This window comes from Streptomyces sp. 2A115 (assembly GCF_052245575.1).
Lineage (GTDB): Bacteria > Actinomycetota > Actinomycetes > Streptomycetales > Streptomycetaceae > Streptomyces.
Genome location: NZ_JBQQCG010000041.1, coordinates 32,523 through 46,226, shown reverse-complemented (window position 1 = coordinate 46,226; position 13,704 = coordinate 32,523). Strand labels below are relative to the sequence as shown.

Sequence of the window (13,704 nt, the reverse complement as noted above, 5' to 3'; positions counted from 1 at the left end):
CACGAAGCCTTTGGAGCCAACAGCATGCATTCCGCCCGCCGCCTGACGTTCGGCGACATCATCCGTGAGCACCGAAGGTCCTTCCCTGACGGAGTCGCCCTCGTGGACGGCGAGGTCCGGCTGACCTGGCCGCAGTTGGACGACCGCACCAACCGACTCGCGGGCGCCTTCGCGGACGCGGGCGTCGGCACCGGCGACCGCATCCTGTGGCTGGGCCAGAACTCCTTCCGGATCTGGGAGCTGCTCGGCGCCGCCGCGAAGATCGGCGCCATGGTCTGCCCCGGGTACTGGCGCTGGGCGGCCCCCGAAATGGCCTTCGCCGTCGAGGACTTCGATCCCAAGGTCGTCGTCTGGCAGGACGAGGAGATCGGCGACACGGTCGGCAAGGCGCGGGCCGAACTCGGCAGCGACCACCGGGCGTTGTGGCTGCGCCACGACACCGAGGGCCCGGACTCCTACGAGTCCTTCCTGGCCTCCGGTTCGCCCGAGGACCCGGCCGCCGACGTCGAGCCCGACTCCGCGCTCCTGGTCATCTACACCGCGGCGATCTCCGGACGGCAGTGCGGCTCGATGCTCTCGCACCGCAACCTGCTGGCCATGGGCGCGAGCACCGCGTGGATGGGAGACATCGGCACGGAGACCGCCTTCCTCGGCGCCGGACCGATGTTCCACATCGGCAACTACCAGTTCTGGGGCGTCCCGGCCTTCGTCCACGGCGGCAAGAACGTGATCGTCCGCCGCGTCGTCGCCGAGGAACTGCTCCCGCTGCTCGCGGCGGAGCAATGCACCCACGCGTATCTGATGCCCCCGACCATCGCGCAGCTCGTCGCGTTGAACCGCGAGGCCGGTCACGACCTCTCCCACCTGCGCGCCAGTGTCGCCGCGCCCCTGTGGCAGGGCACGGTGCCCACGGACCAGAGCCGCTTCACCCGCAACGGCGGCGGCGAGGGCCGCGGCTACGGGCAGACCGAGGTGACCGGCTTCGCGGTGACCGGCGCCTACGGCGGCACGGGCGCCGGCAACGCGGGACGGCCAGGCCCCTTCACCGCCGTACGCATCCTGGACGGCACCGGCCAGGAGTGCGCGGTCGGCGAGGCGGGGGAGATCTGCGTCCGCGGCAACCTCGTGCACCTCGGCTACTGGAACCGGCCGGAGATCAACGAGGAACGCTTCCGTTACGGCTGGTGGCACACCACCGACCTCGGCCGGCGCGAGCCCGACGGCACGATCAGCTTCCTCGGGACGACGACCCGCATGCTCAAGTCGGCGGCCGAGAACATCTTCCCGGCCGAGGTCGAGAACTGCGTCGAGTCCCACCCCGCGGTCAAGGAAGCCGCCGTGATCGGCGTGCCCAACGAGCGTTGGGCGCAGGACGTCAAGGCGGTGGTCGTGCTCCGCCCGGACGCCGAGCCGGTCACGGCAGCGGACGTCATCGAGCACTGCCGGGCGCGGATCGCCTCGTACAAGAAGCCGAAGACGGTCGAGTTCGTCGAGGCACTGCCCCGCACCAAGGACTACGCCAAGGACTACGAGGCGCTGGACGAGCGCTTCGGCGGCGGCGGCTATCCCGGCGGCGACACGCTCGGCGCGGGACGGTGACCTTGTGAACAGCCGCCGGCCCGTCGTCGTCGGCGTGCACGCCACCGAGCAGGCGCTGATGCTGCCCGACCGCGACGCCATGGACCTCGCCCTCGAAGCGGTGCGCGGCGCGATCGCGGACGCCGGGCTCACCCCGGCGGACGTCGACGGCGCCCAGGTCGACTGGCCCGGCCCGGGCGGTGTACCCGGCGAGGGCAGCTCCTGGGCGCGCATGCTCGGCCGGGACCTGCGCTGGACCAGCGACTCGATGCTCGACAACGCGGGCTCGCGGGGCCTGCTGAAGGCGGCGGCAGCCGTGCAGGCCGGTTTCGCGGACACCGTCGTGGTCGGTGGCTGCAAGCTGGTCTCGCGCGGGGCGGGACCCGTCGGGGCGGGTGTGCCGCTGGAGTTCGCCGATGTGTGGGGCAGCTATGTCATCGCCCAGTTCGCGCTGGTGGCGGCACGCCACATGCACGAGTACGGGACGACCTCCCGCCAGCTCGCGGAGGTCGCCGCCACCATCCGCAACAACGGCACGACCAACCCGGAGGCGATGATGTACGGGCGTGGCCCGTACACGGCCGACGACGTGCTCGCCTCCCGCATGGTGGCCACACCCTTCCATCTGCTGGACTGCTGCATCGTCGGCGAGGGCGGCGCCGCCCTCGTGGTGACCACCGCCGAACGGGCCCGGGATCTGCCGAATGCGCCGGTCGCCGTACTCGGCGGCGGGATGGAGTACCACCAGGCCGCGTACGCCAACCCGGCGCTGTACCGAGAGGTCGGGCAGCTCGGCCGGGACGCCGCCACCCGCGCCTACGCCATGGCCGGCGTCGGTCCGCACGACGTGGACGTCTTCTCGCTCTACGACCCCAACTCCTTCGAGATCATCAGGCAGTTGGAGGCACTCGGCCTGTGCGGGGAGGGCGAGGGCGGACCACTGGCCGCCAGCGGTGCCATCGCCGTGGGCGGCAAGCATCCCGTCAATCCCGACGGCGGTTGTCTGGCATACGCGTGGAACGGGACCCAGCAGATGACGCTCAAAGTCGTCGAGGCCGTACGGCAGTTGCGCGGCACCGCCGTGCACCAGGTCGAGGACGCGGAACTGGCGGTCGTCGGCAACGCCGGATCCGGGGCACAGCACTACGAGATGAGCGTGCTGGGGAGGATCCGATGAGCCGGCCCGTACCCGTCCCCACCCCGCTCTCCGAGCCGTTCTGGGATGCGGCCAGAGGCGGCGACCTGGTCGTCCCGCACTGCCCGACCTGCGACCTGCGCTTCTTCGTTCCCGAGCCCGCCTGCCCGGGGTGCATGGCGCCGGACTGGCGGTACGTGCCCAGCGCGGGTCGGGGGACCGTCTACTCGGTGACCGTGGTGCACCGCGCACCCGGCCCAGGCTTCGACACGCCCTTCGCGCTCGCCGTGATCGACCTCGACGACGGCGGCACCCTGCTCTCCCACGTCGACGCCGGCGATCCGGACACGGTCGTCATCGGCCTGCGCGTACGCGTCGACTTCCGGCCCTTGACGGACGAGATCACGCTGCCTTGTTTCGTGCCGGAGAGTTGATCGCATCGGTCAAACCGTTGCCTGTGAAAATTTAGTGCACTAAGTGTATTTAGATAGCGGTATCCAGCGATAGCATCGGCGCGTCATCGTGCGGGCCCAACGGAGCGGCCTGTCACTTGGAGCATCGCTGGGGACCTCAGTGGCAGTGCACGCGCGTGCGTCGAAGAGACAAGACCCAAGGAGCAGCGGAACCCGGCGACAGCCGTCACTCCGCACGGTCCTGCTCATCCTGGCTCTGGTGCCCAGCGTGACACTCGTGGCCCTGTGGCTGGCGAGTTCCGCGCAGCTCTACACGGACTGGCAGAATCAGAAGGACCGCAACGCGGCCTCCAACGCGGCGGCACGTCCGATCATGGCCGCCTTCTTCGACCTCCAGGAGGAACGGCGGCTCAGCGGCGCGGCGCTCGCCGATCCCAAGGGCTACCAGAAGGCGTTGCGCGAGCATCGCAGCCGTACCGACGCGGACGTCGCCAGCGTCCAGGAACTACCCGACAGCAAGTGGAGCGCCCCGGACGACATTCGTCGCAACGTCGTCCAGGTGGGCAGGAACCTGCGGAAACTGGCCGACTACCGGGCGGGGGTGGACCAGCGGACCGCCTCGCAGCAGCAGACGTTCGACCGCTATACGAGCCTCATCTCCGGCCAGCTGAACCTGTTCACCACCCTGAGCCATGTCGGTCTGCCCAATATCGACTATCTCGCCAGGCCGGCCATCGACTCGGTCTGGGGCATGGAGATGATCTCGCGCGAGAACGCGCTGTTCACCCGCGGCTCGGTGACCGGACGGCTCTCCGACACCGAACGCGGGCAGCTCGCCGGATGGATCGGCTCCCAGCGATTCATCTACGACAACAAGATCGTGCCCCTCGTCCCGGACGACCAGGCCGCGCTCTACCGGAAGCTGATGGCGGGCGGCGCCTGGAAGCAGAAGACGACGGCCGAGCAGAACGTGCTGTCCGGCTCCGCCTCCGAGGCCGACCCGGACAGGTTCTCCGAGAATCTCGGCAAGACGTGGAGCGACAGCGTCGGGCCGGTCGCCGCCCAGCTCCAGGAGCTCAACGCCGCCTACTCCGTGACCTTGACGGCGGCCACCGAGAAGGAGCTGGACGCGATGGTGCGGCGGCTGATCGTCACCAGCGTGATGGGCGCGGTGGCGGTGGTCGTGGTCATGCTGGTCACCGCACTGCTCACCCGGACGCTGCGCCGGCGGATCTCCGCGCTGCGCGCCGCCGCCCTGGACCTGCAGACCCGCATGCCGGACGTGGTCGAACGCCTGCGCAGAGGAGAGGTCGTCGACCTGGACGCCGAACTCCCCGCGATCCAGCACGGCCACGACGAACTGGGCCAGCTGGGCCAGGCGCTCAACCTCGCGCGCCACAGCGCGCTGGACACGACGATGGCGCAGGTGTCGCAGTTCCGCGGGTTCGAGAAGCTCCTCCAGCGCATCGCCCGGCGTACCCAGCTGCTCATCGGACTCCAGATGAAGAAGCTCAGTGAGCTCGAGCGTCGGCACGAGGATCCCGAGGTCCTGGAGGGACTGTTCGACCTTGACCATCTGACCGCCAGGCTGCGGCGCTACGAGGAGAACCTGGTGATCCTCGGGGGCGGCCAGCCGCAGCGACGCTGGCGCAAGCCCGTCCTGCTGCTGGATGTGCTCCGCTCCGCACAGAGCGAGGTGCAGGACTACCGGCGGATCCAGATCGACGTCGAGGAGCGCGTGTGGCTGGCCGAGCGCGCGGTCGGTCTGGTGATCCACGTGTTGGCCGAACTCATGGAGAACGCGGTGGGCTTCTCCAAGCCGCCGACGCCGGTGGAGGTGTACGCCGCCCGTGTGGGGCGCGGTCTCGCGGTGGAGATCGAGGACCGCGGCGTGGGCATGGACGACGCGCAGTACGACGAAGCCAACCGGCTGATGACCGAGCCGCCCCGCATGGACGTCATGTCCCGGGCGGACGACGTCAGGCTCGGCCTCTATGTGGTGGCCCGGCTGGCGCGCGGCCTCGGCATCCAGGTGGAGCTGCGGCCCTCCTCGTTCGGCGGCACTCGGGTGGTCGTCCTCATCCCCGACGAACTCGTCGTCGACGCCCCCGGGGGGACCGGGCCCACGGCCGAGGGAGCCGACGCCGCCTGGCCGCCGGCCCACAAAGCGGCCGTGGCGGACGCGCACGGGGCGGCCGCGGACGTGGACACGCTGGTGACCGGCCGCGTCGGCCCGCCCGGAGTCGCGGTCCCCGTCGGTGATGTGTGGACCCGGCCGCAGCGTCCCCACGGAGTGCCGCAGATGGCGGGCGCACCGCGGTTGAACGGCACACTGCGCGTGAATGCCGCGCCGGACGCGCAACCACTGCCCAAACGGGTGCGCCTGGCCAGTCTCGCCGACGAACTGCGGGACCCGAACGCCGGCCCGCGGGCGCCTTCGACCGACGAGCAGGCACCGGCCCGGCGGTCCCCGCCCGCCCGCTCCGGCGCGACGATCGGCGCCTTCCAACGCCAGTCCCGGATGCTCAGGCGCGATGCTCCCCCGACCGACCACGAACCCACCGACGTGCTGCCGCAGCGTAGACGGAACCCGACGGAAGACTGACCATGACAATGCGAACGACCGCCACTCATCCGGACCTCGACTGGTTGCTGGACGGCCTGGTCGAACAGGTTCCCGGCACGCACCACGCCATCGTGCTGTCCGACGACGGGCTGGTGGTCAGTCAGTCCCGCACCATCGCCCGCGGCGACGCCGAGCGCCTCGCCGCCGTGGCCACCGGCCAGCAGAGTCTGGCTCGAGGGGTCGGGCAGCTGTTCAATGGCGGTTCGGTGCATCAGGTGATCGTCGAGATGACCGACCTGTGGCTGTTCATCTCCGCCGCGGGCCGAGGCACTCATCTGGCCGTCGTGGCATCCCAGGAAGTGGACGCCGAGTTGATGGCCGTGGCCATGCACACCCTCATGCAGCAAGTGGGCCAGCGTATGAGTACCGAGGCACGCTTCGGTGCGCCCGCCGACGAGGGCGGTGTACGTGAGTGAGCCACTGGATGGACGGCCTGGAAGCGGGGGACGCTGAAGCGCTGTCGGTACGGCCCTACACCATCACCCAGGGCCGGACGGCACCCGCGCGCGACGACCTCACTCTGATCACCCTCGTGACGACCGTCGAACCGGCGCCCGGCCGGGCCGGGTTGCGTGGCCTGCAACCCGAGCACCGCTCGATCCTTGAGCAGTGCCGCACACCCGCGGCGGTGGCCGAGATCGCCGCAGAACTGAACCTGCCCGTGGCGGTCACGAAGATCCTGATCGACGACCTGGTCGCGCTGGGCAGGGCGACCACCCGTCCACCGATCGCTGTAGCAGTAGGAAACACATTGGATATGACACTTCTTCGGGCGGTGAGGGATGGCCTTCGCAGACTCTGACCCGGCGGGCCGGGCCTACGACGGCTCGGCACCGGCCGCGGTCAAGATCCTTGTTGCCGGTGGCTTCGGCGTGGGCAAGACGACCCTGGTCGGGGCGGTGAGCGAGGTGGCGCCGCTGCGCACCGAGGAGTATCTGACCGTCGCGAGCGTGGGCGTCGACGATGTCGAAGGCGTCGAGCGGAAGTCCACCACCACGGTGGCCATGGACTTCGGCCGCATCATGATGAACCCCCGGCTGGTGGTCTACCTCTTCGGGACGCCCGGCCAGGAGCGCTTCTGGTTCATGTGGAACGACCTCGTGCACGGCGCGCTCGGTGCGGTGGTCATCGCCGACACCCGACGGCTGGACTCCAGCTTCGCGTCCATCGACTTCTTCGAGAGCCGCGGCATCCCCTTCGTGATCGGCGTCAACTGCTTCCACGGCCGCCAGGAACGCGACGAGTGGGAGATTCGCGAAGCGCTGGACCTGGACCCGGAAGTCCCCTTGGTGATGGGGGACATGCGGCAGCGGTCGGTCGGCCGCGATCTGCTGCTCGCCCTGGCTGAACATCTCATTGCCACGAACTCGGTAACCTAGTTCAATCAGTTATCTAGTATGGTGGGTTGTCTACCCGGTGCTCGGGCTGTATCCCGCACCTGTGGGTCGGACGGAGGTGGGCCCGGTGATGAGTGCGGCGGGGCGGCGGGGTGGTGGCGGTGTCAACGGTGTCCACGTCCGGGTCCCCAAGATGGCCGAGCTGGTGGCGGCACAGCTGCGCCGCAAGATCGTGCGTGGCGAGCTGACAGAGGGGCAGGCACTGCCGGCCGAGACGGCGCTGATGGGGGAGTTCGCCGTCTCCCGGCCGACGCTGCGCGAGGCGTTCCGGGTACTGGAGTCGGAGTCGCTGATCAGTGTGCGCCGGGGTGCCCGGGGCGGGGCACGGGTGCAGACCCCGGAAGGCACGGTGGCCGCACGCTACGCCGGCGTGGTCCTCGAGTACCGGGGCACGACCCTCAAGGACGTCTACGACGCCCGTACGGTCATCGAGGCACCGTGCGCCGGTCTGCTGGCCGAGGGGCGCACGGACGAGGACCTGGAGCGGTTGCGGGCCGCCGTCGCCGAGGCCGAGCTGCTCATGGACGACCCGTCGGCCTTCATCCGCGCGCACATGGAGTTCCACGCCCTCGTCGTCGAACTGGCGGGCAACGAGACGCTGAGCGTCCTCAACGGCATGGTCCGGCACATCATCGACCAGGCGAACTGGTCCCACGTCGACCTCGACGCCGGCAGCCCCGAGAACGTACGGGCCAACCGGCGGGGCTTCCGCGCCCACGGCGCGCTCGTCGAGCTGGTCGCCGCGCGCCGGGCCGAGGCCGCCGAGGAGTTGTGGCGCCTCCACCTCCAGGAGGCAGAGGACTATCTGCTGCAGAACAGGTCCATGACCACCGTCCTGGACCTGCTCGGCTGACCATCAGTCGCAGTTGACCGTCCTGGACCTGCTCGGCTGACGCGACGTCAATTGCTGTGGAGCTCCTCGACGATGGGCTCCCATACCTCGGCGTCGATCTCGTACGCGGTGTAGAAGGACACCCGGTCGACCAGCGCCCCGTACCGGCGCCGGATCTCGCCCGCGACCTGGTCCGGCTCCGCCACGACCGCGAAGGTGTGCAGTACCTCGTCGTCGACGAGCCCGCTCATCGCCTCCCACTTGTCCTCGCGCCGGGACGTCGACAACGCGTGCAGCTCGTCGCCGAGGTCGCCCCAGCCGTGCAGTTCCAGCACCCCTCGATAGGCGGGAGTGCTGCCGTAGAAGGCGATCTGGCCACGGGTGCCGTCGATCGCGCGGGCCATCTCCTCCTCCGTGCGGCCGGTTGCGGTCAGGAGCAGGTGGGAGATGGAGAAGTCGCCCCGTGTGCGGCCGGAGCCGGCCAGTCCTGCCTCCACGGTCGGCAGGGTCACCTCTCGCAGGTATCGCTCGGTGGTGAAGCCGTGCGCGAGGAGTCCGTCGGCGACCTCGCCCGCCACCCGGGTCATCGCCTCACCGACCGCGGCCACGAACACCTTGGGCGCGCCGCCGGGTGCGGGCGGGGGAGAGAAGAAGGGGGACATCAGCGTGTGCGAGTAGAAGTCGCCGCGGAAGTCGAGCTTCTCGCCCTCGTTCCAGGCGGCCCAGATGGCGTGCAGCGCGCTCACGTACTCCCGCATCCGGGCCGCGGGCCGGCTCCACGGCATGTCGAAGCGCCGCTCGATGTGCGGCTTGATCTGGCTGCCCAGGCCGAGCGAGAACCGCCCGTCGGCGTAGGTCTGCAGGTCGTGCGCGGTGTACGCGAGCTGCATGGGGGAGCGGGCGAAGGCGACCGCGATGGCTGTGCCGACCTCCAGGCGGTCGGTGTGTTCGGCCGCCAGCACCAGCGGCAGAAAGGGATCGTGCTTGGACTCCGACGCCCACAGGCCGTCGTAGCCGGCCTTCTCGTGGTGCCGGGCCTCCTCCACGACTTCCGCGGTGCCCCACACATTGAGCTTGCCGTCGACCTTCATGCCGCTCCCTTGTCCGTTTCCATGCCGATTCTCCGTGCGAGCAGCTCCCGGTGGTACGCCGGATCCCCGAACAGCAGCTGTGACGTCTTGGCCCGCTTCAGATACAGGTGGGCCGGATGCTCCCAGGTGAAGCCGATACCGCCGTGCACCTGGATGTTCTCCGCCGTTGCCTGCACACAGGCCTCGGAGCAGAACGCCTTGGCCAGACTCGCCACGGCGGGCAGCTCCGCGTCCTCGTTCTCGGCGGCGAGCAGGGCGTAGTGCGCGGCGGCGCGTGCCGACTCCACCTCGAGGAGGACATCGGCGAGCAGATGCTTCACGGCCTGGAAGGAGCCGATGGGCCGCCCGAACTGGTGCCGCACCTTGGCGTATTCCACCGCCGTGTCGAGCGCGCGGGAAGCCACCCCGACCTGCTCGGCGGCCAGCGCTACCGCGGCCCGGTCGAGCACCTCCGACACCAGGTCCCAGCCGTCGGCGTGCGTACGCAGCCGGGTCGCCGGTACGTCCTGGTAGTCGAGGCGCGCCTGGCGGCGGGTCGGGTCCATGGTGGGCAGCGGCTCGCGGGTCAGGCCCCCCGCGTCGCCGTCCACCCAGAAGACGCCGATGCCCTCGCCGGTGCGGGCGACGGTGAGGACGACATCGGCGGTGGCGCCGTCGAGGACGAACATCTTGTGCCCCGTCAGCCGCCAACTCCCCTTGGTTTCACGGGCAGTGAGCTGAACACCCTCCGCGTCCCAACGGGCCGAGTCCTCGGTCAGGGCCAGTGTCCCGACGAATTCGCCGGAGGCCAGGCCCGGCAGCAGGCGTTTGCGGGCGTCCTCGTCGGCGCAGCGCAGCAGCGTGGTCGTGGCGAGTACGGCCGAGGACAGGAACGGTGCGCACAGCAGCGCGCGGCCCATCTCCTCCATGACCACGCCCACTTCGACCGGCCCGCACCCGGCGCCGCCGTACTCCTCGGGGACCGCCAGCCCCTGCAGACCGAGCTCCGTTCCCATCCGGCGCCACAGCGCCCGGTCGAAGCCCTCGGGCGTCTCCATCAGGCGTCGCACCTCGGTCTCGGGCGAGGTGTCCGCCAGGAACGCCCGTACCGTGCGCCCCAGTTGCTCTTGCTCCTCGCTGAACGCGAAGTCCATACCTCAGCCCTCCTCGCCGGCTCGTCGACGACCGCGGGACGCGATGATCTTCTCGACGACGGCGATGTGGTCCGGTGCGTGCATGCTGTCCCGTTCGGCGAGCAGGGCGGGTTCCAGCACCGTCGCGAGTGCCTGCTCAAGGTGCAGGTTCACCGCCCGCTTGGTCTCGCGCAGTGCCTGCGCGGGCAGTGCGGCCAGCCGTCCGGCCAGGTCCATGGCCTCGTCGAGGAGCTTGTCCTTCGGCACGGCGCGGTTGGCGATGCCCAGCCGGACCGCGTCCTCGGCGCTCACCCGGTCGCCGAGGAACAGCAGTTCCTTCGCGCGGGTCAGGCCGACGAGCAGGGGCAGGACAAGAGCGCCGCCGTCGCCCGCGACGAGGCCGACCTGGACGTGCGGGTCGGCCACGTAGGCGTCGTCGGCGATCAGGACGAGGTCGCTGAGCAGGGCCAGGCTGCAGCCGAGGCCGACGGCGGGCCCGTTGACCGCCGCGATCACCGGCAGCGGGCAGCGGACCATACCGGTGATGATCCGCCGGGCCTCGTCGACGTTCTGCTGCCGGAAGGCGCGGTCGCGCTGGACCCGGGTCATGATGTCGAAGTTGCCCCCGGCGCTGAACGCCCGTCCCCGGCCGGTGAGTACGACCACCCGGGCCTCCGGATCGTCTGCGAGTGTGTCCCAGACCGACGCGAGACCGGCGTGCAGCTCCTCGCTCATCGAGTTGAGCTGGTCCGGCCGGTTCAGCTCGATCAGCCGGACCGGCCCGACGGCCGTCACCAAGAGGTCCGTCATCTCCACCGCCATCAGTCATGAACGAACGAGTCAGTAGAGTTGAATGCTATAACTAATTAAGCTTTCTGGAAACGGCTCGCCGGAGTGACGGAGGACGCGTATGCCGGAGCAGGAGTACGAGACCGTGCGGGCCGAGGTGGCGGACCGGATCCTCACCGTCACGCTCAACCGGCCCGAGAAACTCAACGCCTTCAACCCCCGGATGATGGCCGACCTGCTCGACGTCCTGGACGCGGCCGACGCCGCCGACGACATCCGCGTGGTCGTGGTGACGGGTGCCGGGCGGGGCTTCTGCGCGGGCGCCGATGTCAGCTCCGGCGGCTCTTCCTTCGATCACCGTAAGACGGGCGCCTGGCACCGGGACACCGGCGGCCGGGTCGCGCTGCGGATCTTCTCCAGCACCAAGCCGGTGATCGCGGCGATCAACGGCCCGGCGGCGGGCGTCGGGGCCAGTATGACGCTGCCGATGGACATCCGGCTGGCGTCGACCTCGGCGAAGTTCGGCTTCGTCTTCGCGCGCCGGGGCATCGTGCCGGAATCGGCGGCGAGCTGGTTCCTGCCGCGGGCCGTCGGCATGCAGCGGGCGATGGAATGGGTGGCGACCGGCCGGGTCTTCGGTCCCGACGAGGCCCTGGCGGCCGGGCTGGTCCGCTCCGTCCACCCGCCTGAGGAGCTGCTGCCGGCGGCGTACGAACTCGCCCGTGAGATCGCCGAGAACACCTCGGCGATCTCGGTCGCCCTGTCGCGCCAGATGATGTGGCGCATGCTCGGCGAGCCCCACCCGATGACCGCGCACCGGCTCGACTCGCGGATCATGAGCCAGATCGGCGGCGGCCCGGACCCGGTGGAGGGCGTCGAGTCGTTCCTCGCCAAGCGACCGCCCGAATTCCCGGGCCGGGTCAGCAAGGACATGCCACCCGTCTACCCCTGGTGGCAGGATGAGGAGTTCCGCCCCTTCGGGGAGCAGGAGCAGGCACCGGCATCCGCACCGGCATCGGAGCGCCAGGGATGACGACGTTCGACTACATCGTGGTGGGCGCGGGTTCCGCGGGCTGCGTGCTCGCGAACCGTCTCTCCGAGAACCCGAAGACGACCGTGCTGTTGATCGAGGCGGGCGGCAGGGACTCCACTCCGCTGATCAGGATGCCCAAGGGTTTCGGCAAGCTGCTGGGAGACCCACGGTTCGCCTGGCACTACCCGGTCGAGCCGGTGGGACCGACCGGGCGCGTCGAGCACTGGGTCCGGGGCCGGACCCTCGGCGGGTCCAGCTCCGTCAACGGCATGGTCTACAACCGCGGTGACCGCGCCGACTACGACGAGTTGGAGCGGCTCGGCAACCCCGGCTGGGGCTGGGACGCCATGCTGCCGATCTTCAAGGAAATCGAGGACAACGCGCTCGGCGCCTCCGAAGCCCGGGGCGCGGGCGGGCCGTTGCACATCTCGACCGCGCCTCGGCCGGAACCGCTGTGCGAGGAGGCGATCGCCGCCGGAACCGGACTCGGCTGGCACCGCATCGACGACCTCAACGCGAGCGACGACGAACGCATCGGCTACGCCATGGCCACCATCAAGAAGGGGCAGCGGTTCAGCGCCGCCCGCGCCTTCCTGCACCCCGTCGCGGACCGGCCGAACCTCACCGTGTCGGTGGACACGACCGTGACGCGAGTTCTGACGGACAAGGGCAGGGCCGTGGGCGTCCGTACCCGCAGCGGGAGCCAGGAGGCCGATGCAAGAGCCAGGCGTGAGGTGATCCTCTCCGCCGGCAGCATCGCCACGCCCAAGATCCTCCAGCTCTCCGGCATCGGCCCGGCCGAGACACTGAAGTCGGCGGGCGTCGACGTCCTGGCCGACAGCCCGAACGTGGGCGGCCGGATGCGCGAGCACCGTTGCTTCGTCGTCCAGTACCGGCTGAAGGACGACCTCGGCTACAACAAGGCCCTGAGCACCCCGCTGCGGCAGGCCCTGTCGGGCGCGAAATACCTGGCCACCCGGCGCGGCCCGCTGGCCGCGCCCGCCTTCGACGTCATCGCCTTCCTCAAGACCCGCCCCGAACTCGCCCGCCCCGACGCGCAGTTGCTCATCGCGCCGGTGTCCCTGAAGCCGGACGTCCCCGGCAAGGAGACCGGCGTGGAGCGCGAGCCGGGGGTGATGGGCCTCGGCTACATCCTGCGCCCCACCGCCGAGGGCAGCCTGCGCATCACGTCCGCCGACCCCGAAGCCCCGCTCACGATCACGCCGAACTACTACGGCTCCGACCACGACCGCAGGGTGGGAACCGATCTCTTTCGCCGCATGCGAGAACTCTTCGAGACCGAGCCGATCGCCGGACGGATCACGGCCGAGACGCTGCCTGGCCCCGCGGTGCGGGAGGACCAGGAGATCATCGACGCCGGCCTCGAGCACGGGCGCTGCGGCTATCACGCCGTCGGCACCTGCGCCATGGGCCCGGCCGAGGACGACGTCGTCGACGGCGGGCTGCGCGTGCGCGGTGTCGAGGGCCTGCGGGTCGTCGACTGCTCGGTCATGCCGACCATGGTGTCCGGCAACCTGAACGCGCCGATCATGGCCATGGCCTGGAGGGCGGCCGACCTCATCCTGGGGACGGCCTGATCCCGTATCGGGAGATCTGGCCGAAACATTGTCGTAGTTTGTTTGACCTGTTAGCGTCCGGTCGGCGGGCATTCAGTTGAATGCGCTAAACCATTGACCG

At 70.1% G+C, this 13,704-nt stretch carries 13 protein-coding genes; 10 read left to right on the top strand and 3 right to left on the bottom strand.

All coding sequences use genetic code 11. The features are described 5' to 3' along the window. Positions 1–24 precede the first annotated feature (24 nt). The 8 genes from ACTWQR_RS30705 to ACTWQR_RS30670 all read left to right on the top strand — a co-directional run bounded on the left by ACTWQR_RS30705 (position 25) and on the right by ACTWQR_RS30670 (position 8,002). The gene (locus ACTWQR_RS30705; RefSeq protein ID WP_443230460.1) at positions 25–1,599 is read left to right on the top strand and encodes an AMP-binding protein; all 1,575 of its coding nucleotides are present in this window, start codon (positions 25–27) and stop codon (positions 1,597–1,599) included. 4 nt (positions 1,600–1,603) lie between these two features. Beyond that, positions 1,604–2,755, top strand: a complete 1,152-nt coding sequence (locus tag ACTWQR_RS30700; RefSeq protein ID WP_443230459.1) for a thiolase family protein — start codon at positions 1,604–1,606, stop codon at positions 2,753–2,755. After that, on the top strand, positions 2,752–3,147 hold the full coding sequence (locus ACTWQR_RS30695) for a Zn-ribbon domain-containing OB-fold protein (RefSeq protein WP_443230458.1): 396 nt from the start codon (positions 2,752–2,754) through the stop codon (positions 3,145–3,147). Before ACTWQR_RS30700 ends, ACTWQR_RS30695 begins: the two co-directional genes overlap by 4 nt. A gap of 238 nt (positions 3,148–3,385) precedes the next feature. Continuing rightward, entirely contained in the window at positions 3,386–5,731 is a 2,346-nt protein-coding gene (locus ACTWQR_RS30690) for a sensor histidine kinase (protein WP_443230457.1), read from the top strand. Between the two features lie 8 nt (positions 5,732–5,739). Further along, a complete protein-coding gene (locus tag ACTWQR_RS30685; protein WP_443230502.1) occupies positions 5,740–6,168 on the top strand; it encodes a roadblock/LC7 domain-containing protein in 429 nt (142 codons plus the stop codon). 17 nt (positions 6,169–6,185) lie between these two features. After that, positions 6,186–6,554, top strand: coding sequence for a DUF742 domain-containing protein (locus ACTWQR_RS30680; RefSeq protein WP_443230501.1), 369 nt, complete (start codon positions 6,186–6,188; stop codon positions 6,552–6,554). Further along, complete coding sequence (locus tag ACTWQR_RS30675) at positions 6,535–7,131, top strand: GTP-binding protein (protein WP_443230456.1); 597 nt, start codon at positions 6,535–6,537, stop codon at positions 7,129–7,131. Before ACTWQR_RS30680 ends, ACTWQR_RS30675 begins: the two co-directional genes overlap by 20 nt. Positions 7,132–7,219: 88 nt before the next feature. After that, positions 7,220–8,002 carry a FadR/GntR family transcriptional regulator gene (locus tag ACTWQR_RS30670; RefSeq protein WP_443230455.1) on the top strand — a complete coding sequence of 261 codons (783 nt, stop codon included), beginning with the start codon at positions 7,220–7,222 and terminating at the stop codon, positions 8,000–8,002. Positions 8,003–8,049: 47 nt separating this feature from the next. Here the strand turns inward: ACTWQR_RS30670 and ACTWQR_RS30665 are convergent, their stop codons facing one another. From ACTWQR_RS30665 to ACTWQR_RS30655, 3 genes are read right to left on the bottom strand one after another with little or no spacing between them, the layout of a single operon-like run. Beyond that, entirely contained in the window at positions 8,050–9,072 is a 1,023-nt protein-coding gene (locus ACTWQR_RS30665; RefSeq protein WP_443230454.1) for a TIGR03617 family F420-dependent LLM class oxidoreductase, read from the bottom strand. Further along, positions 9,069–10,205 carry an acyl-CoA dehydrogenase family protein gene (locus ACTWQR_RS30660; RefSeq protein ID WP_443230453.1) on the bottom strand — a complete coding sequence of 379 codons (1,137 nt, stop codon included), beginning with the start codon at positions 10,203–10,205 and terminating at the stop codon, positions 9,069–9,071. The genes ACTWQR_RS30665 and ACTWQR_RS30660 overlap by 4 nt, the downstream gene beginning before the upstream one ends. A 3-nt stretch (positions 10,206–10,208) precedes the next feature. Next, a complete protein-coding gene (locus ACTWQR_RS30655) occupies positions 10,209–10,994 on the bottom strand; it encodes an enoyl-CoA hydratase/isomerase family protein (RefSeq protein ID WP_443230452.1) in 786 nt (261 codons plus the stop codon). A gap of 100 nt (positions 10,995–11,094) precedes the next feature. On the opposite strand from ACTWQR_RS30655, the gene ACTWQR_RS30650 reads away from it, so the two are divergent. Both ACTWQR_RS30650 and ACTWQR_RS30645 read left to right on the top strand, forming a co-directional pair. Further along, the gene (locus tag ACTWQR_RS30650; protein ID WP_443230451.1) at positions 11,095–12,006 is read left to right on the top strand and encodes a crotonase/enoyl-CoA hydratase family protein; all 912 of its coding nucleotides are present in this window, start codon (positions 11,095–11,097) and stop codon (positions 12,004–12,006) included. After that, entirely contained in the window at positions 12,003–13,604 is a 1,602-nt protein-coding gene (locus tag ACTWQR_RS30645) for a GMC family oxidoreductase (protein WP_443230450.1), read from the top strand. Before ACTWQR_RS30650 ends, ACTWQR_RS30645 begins: the two co-directional genes overlap by 4 nt. Positions 13,605–13,704 lie beyond the last annotated feature (100 nt).

What these genes read in the sequence shown, in the direction of transcription:
- ACTWQR_RS30705 (WP_443230460.1), top strand. Translation starts at nt 25, where the DNA reads ATGCATTCCGCCCGCCGCCTGACGTTCGGCGACATCATCCGTGAGCAC.
- ACTWQR_RS30695 (WP_443230458.1), top strand. Translation starts at nt 2,752, where the DNA reads ATGAGCCGGCCCGTACCCGTCCCCACCCCGCTCTCCGAGCCGTTCTGG.
- ACTWQR_RS30685 (WP_443230502.1), top strand. Translation starts at nt 5,740, where the DNA reads ATGCGAACGACCGCCACTCATCCGGACCTCGACTGGTTGCTGGACGGC.
- ACTWQR_RS30675 (WP_443230456.1), top strand. Translation starts at nt 6,535, where the DNA reads ATGGCCTTCGCAGACTCTGACCCGGCGGGCCGGGCCTACGACGGCTCG.
- ACTWQR_RS30670 (WP_443230455.1), top strand. Translation starts at nt 7,220, where the DNA reads ATGAGTGCGGCGGGGCGGCGGGGTGGTGGCGGTGTCAACGGTGTCCAC.
- ACTWQR_RS30665 (WP_443230454.1), bottom strand. Translation starts at nt 9,072, where the DNA reads ATGAAGGTCGACGGCAAGCTCAATGTGTGGGGCACCGCGGAAGTCGTG.
- ACTWQR_RS30660 (WP_443230453.1), bottom strand. Translation starts at nt 10,205, where the DNA reads ATGGACTTCGCGTTCAGCGAGGAGCAAGAGCAACTGGGGCGCACGGTA.
- ACTWQR_RS30655 (WP_443230452.1), bottom strand. Translation starts at nt 10,994, where the DNA reads ATGACGGACCTCTTGGTGACGGCCGTCGGGCCGGTCCGGCTGATCGAG.
- ACTWQR_RS30650 (WP_443230451.1), top strand. Translation starts at nt 11,095, where the DNA reads ATGCCGGAGCAGGAGTACGAGACCGTGCGGGCCGAGGTGGCGGACCGG.
- ACTWQR_RS30645 (WP_443230450.1), top strand. Translation starts at nt 12,003, where the DNA reads ATGACGACGTTCGACTACATCGTGGTGGGCGCGGGTTCCGCGGGCTGC.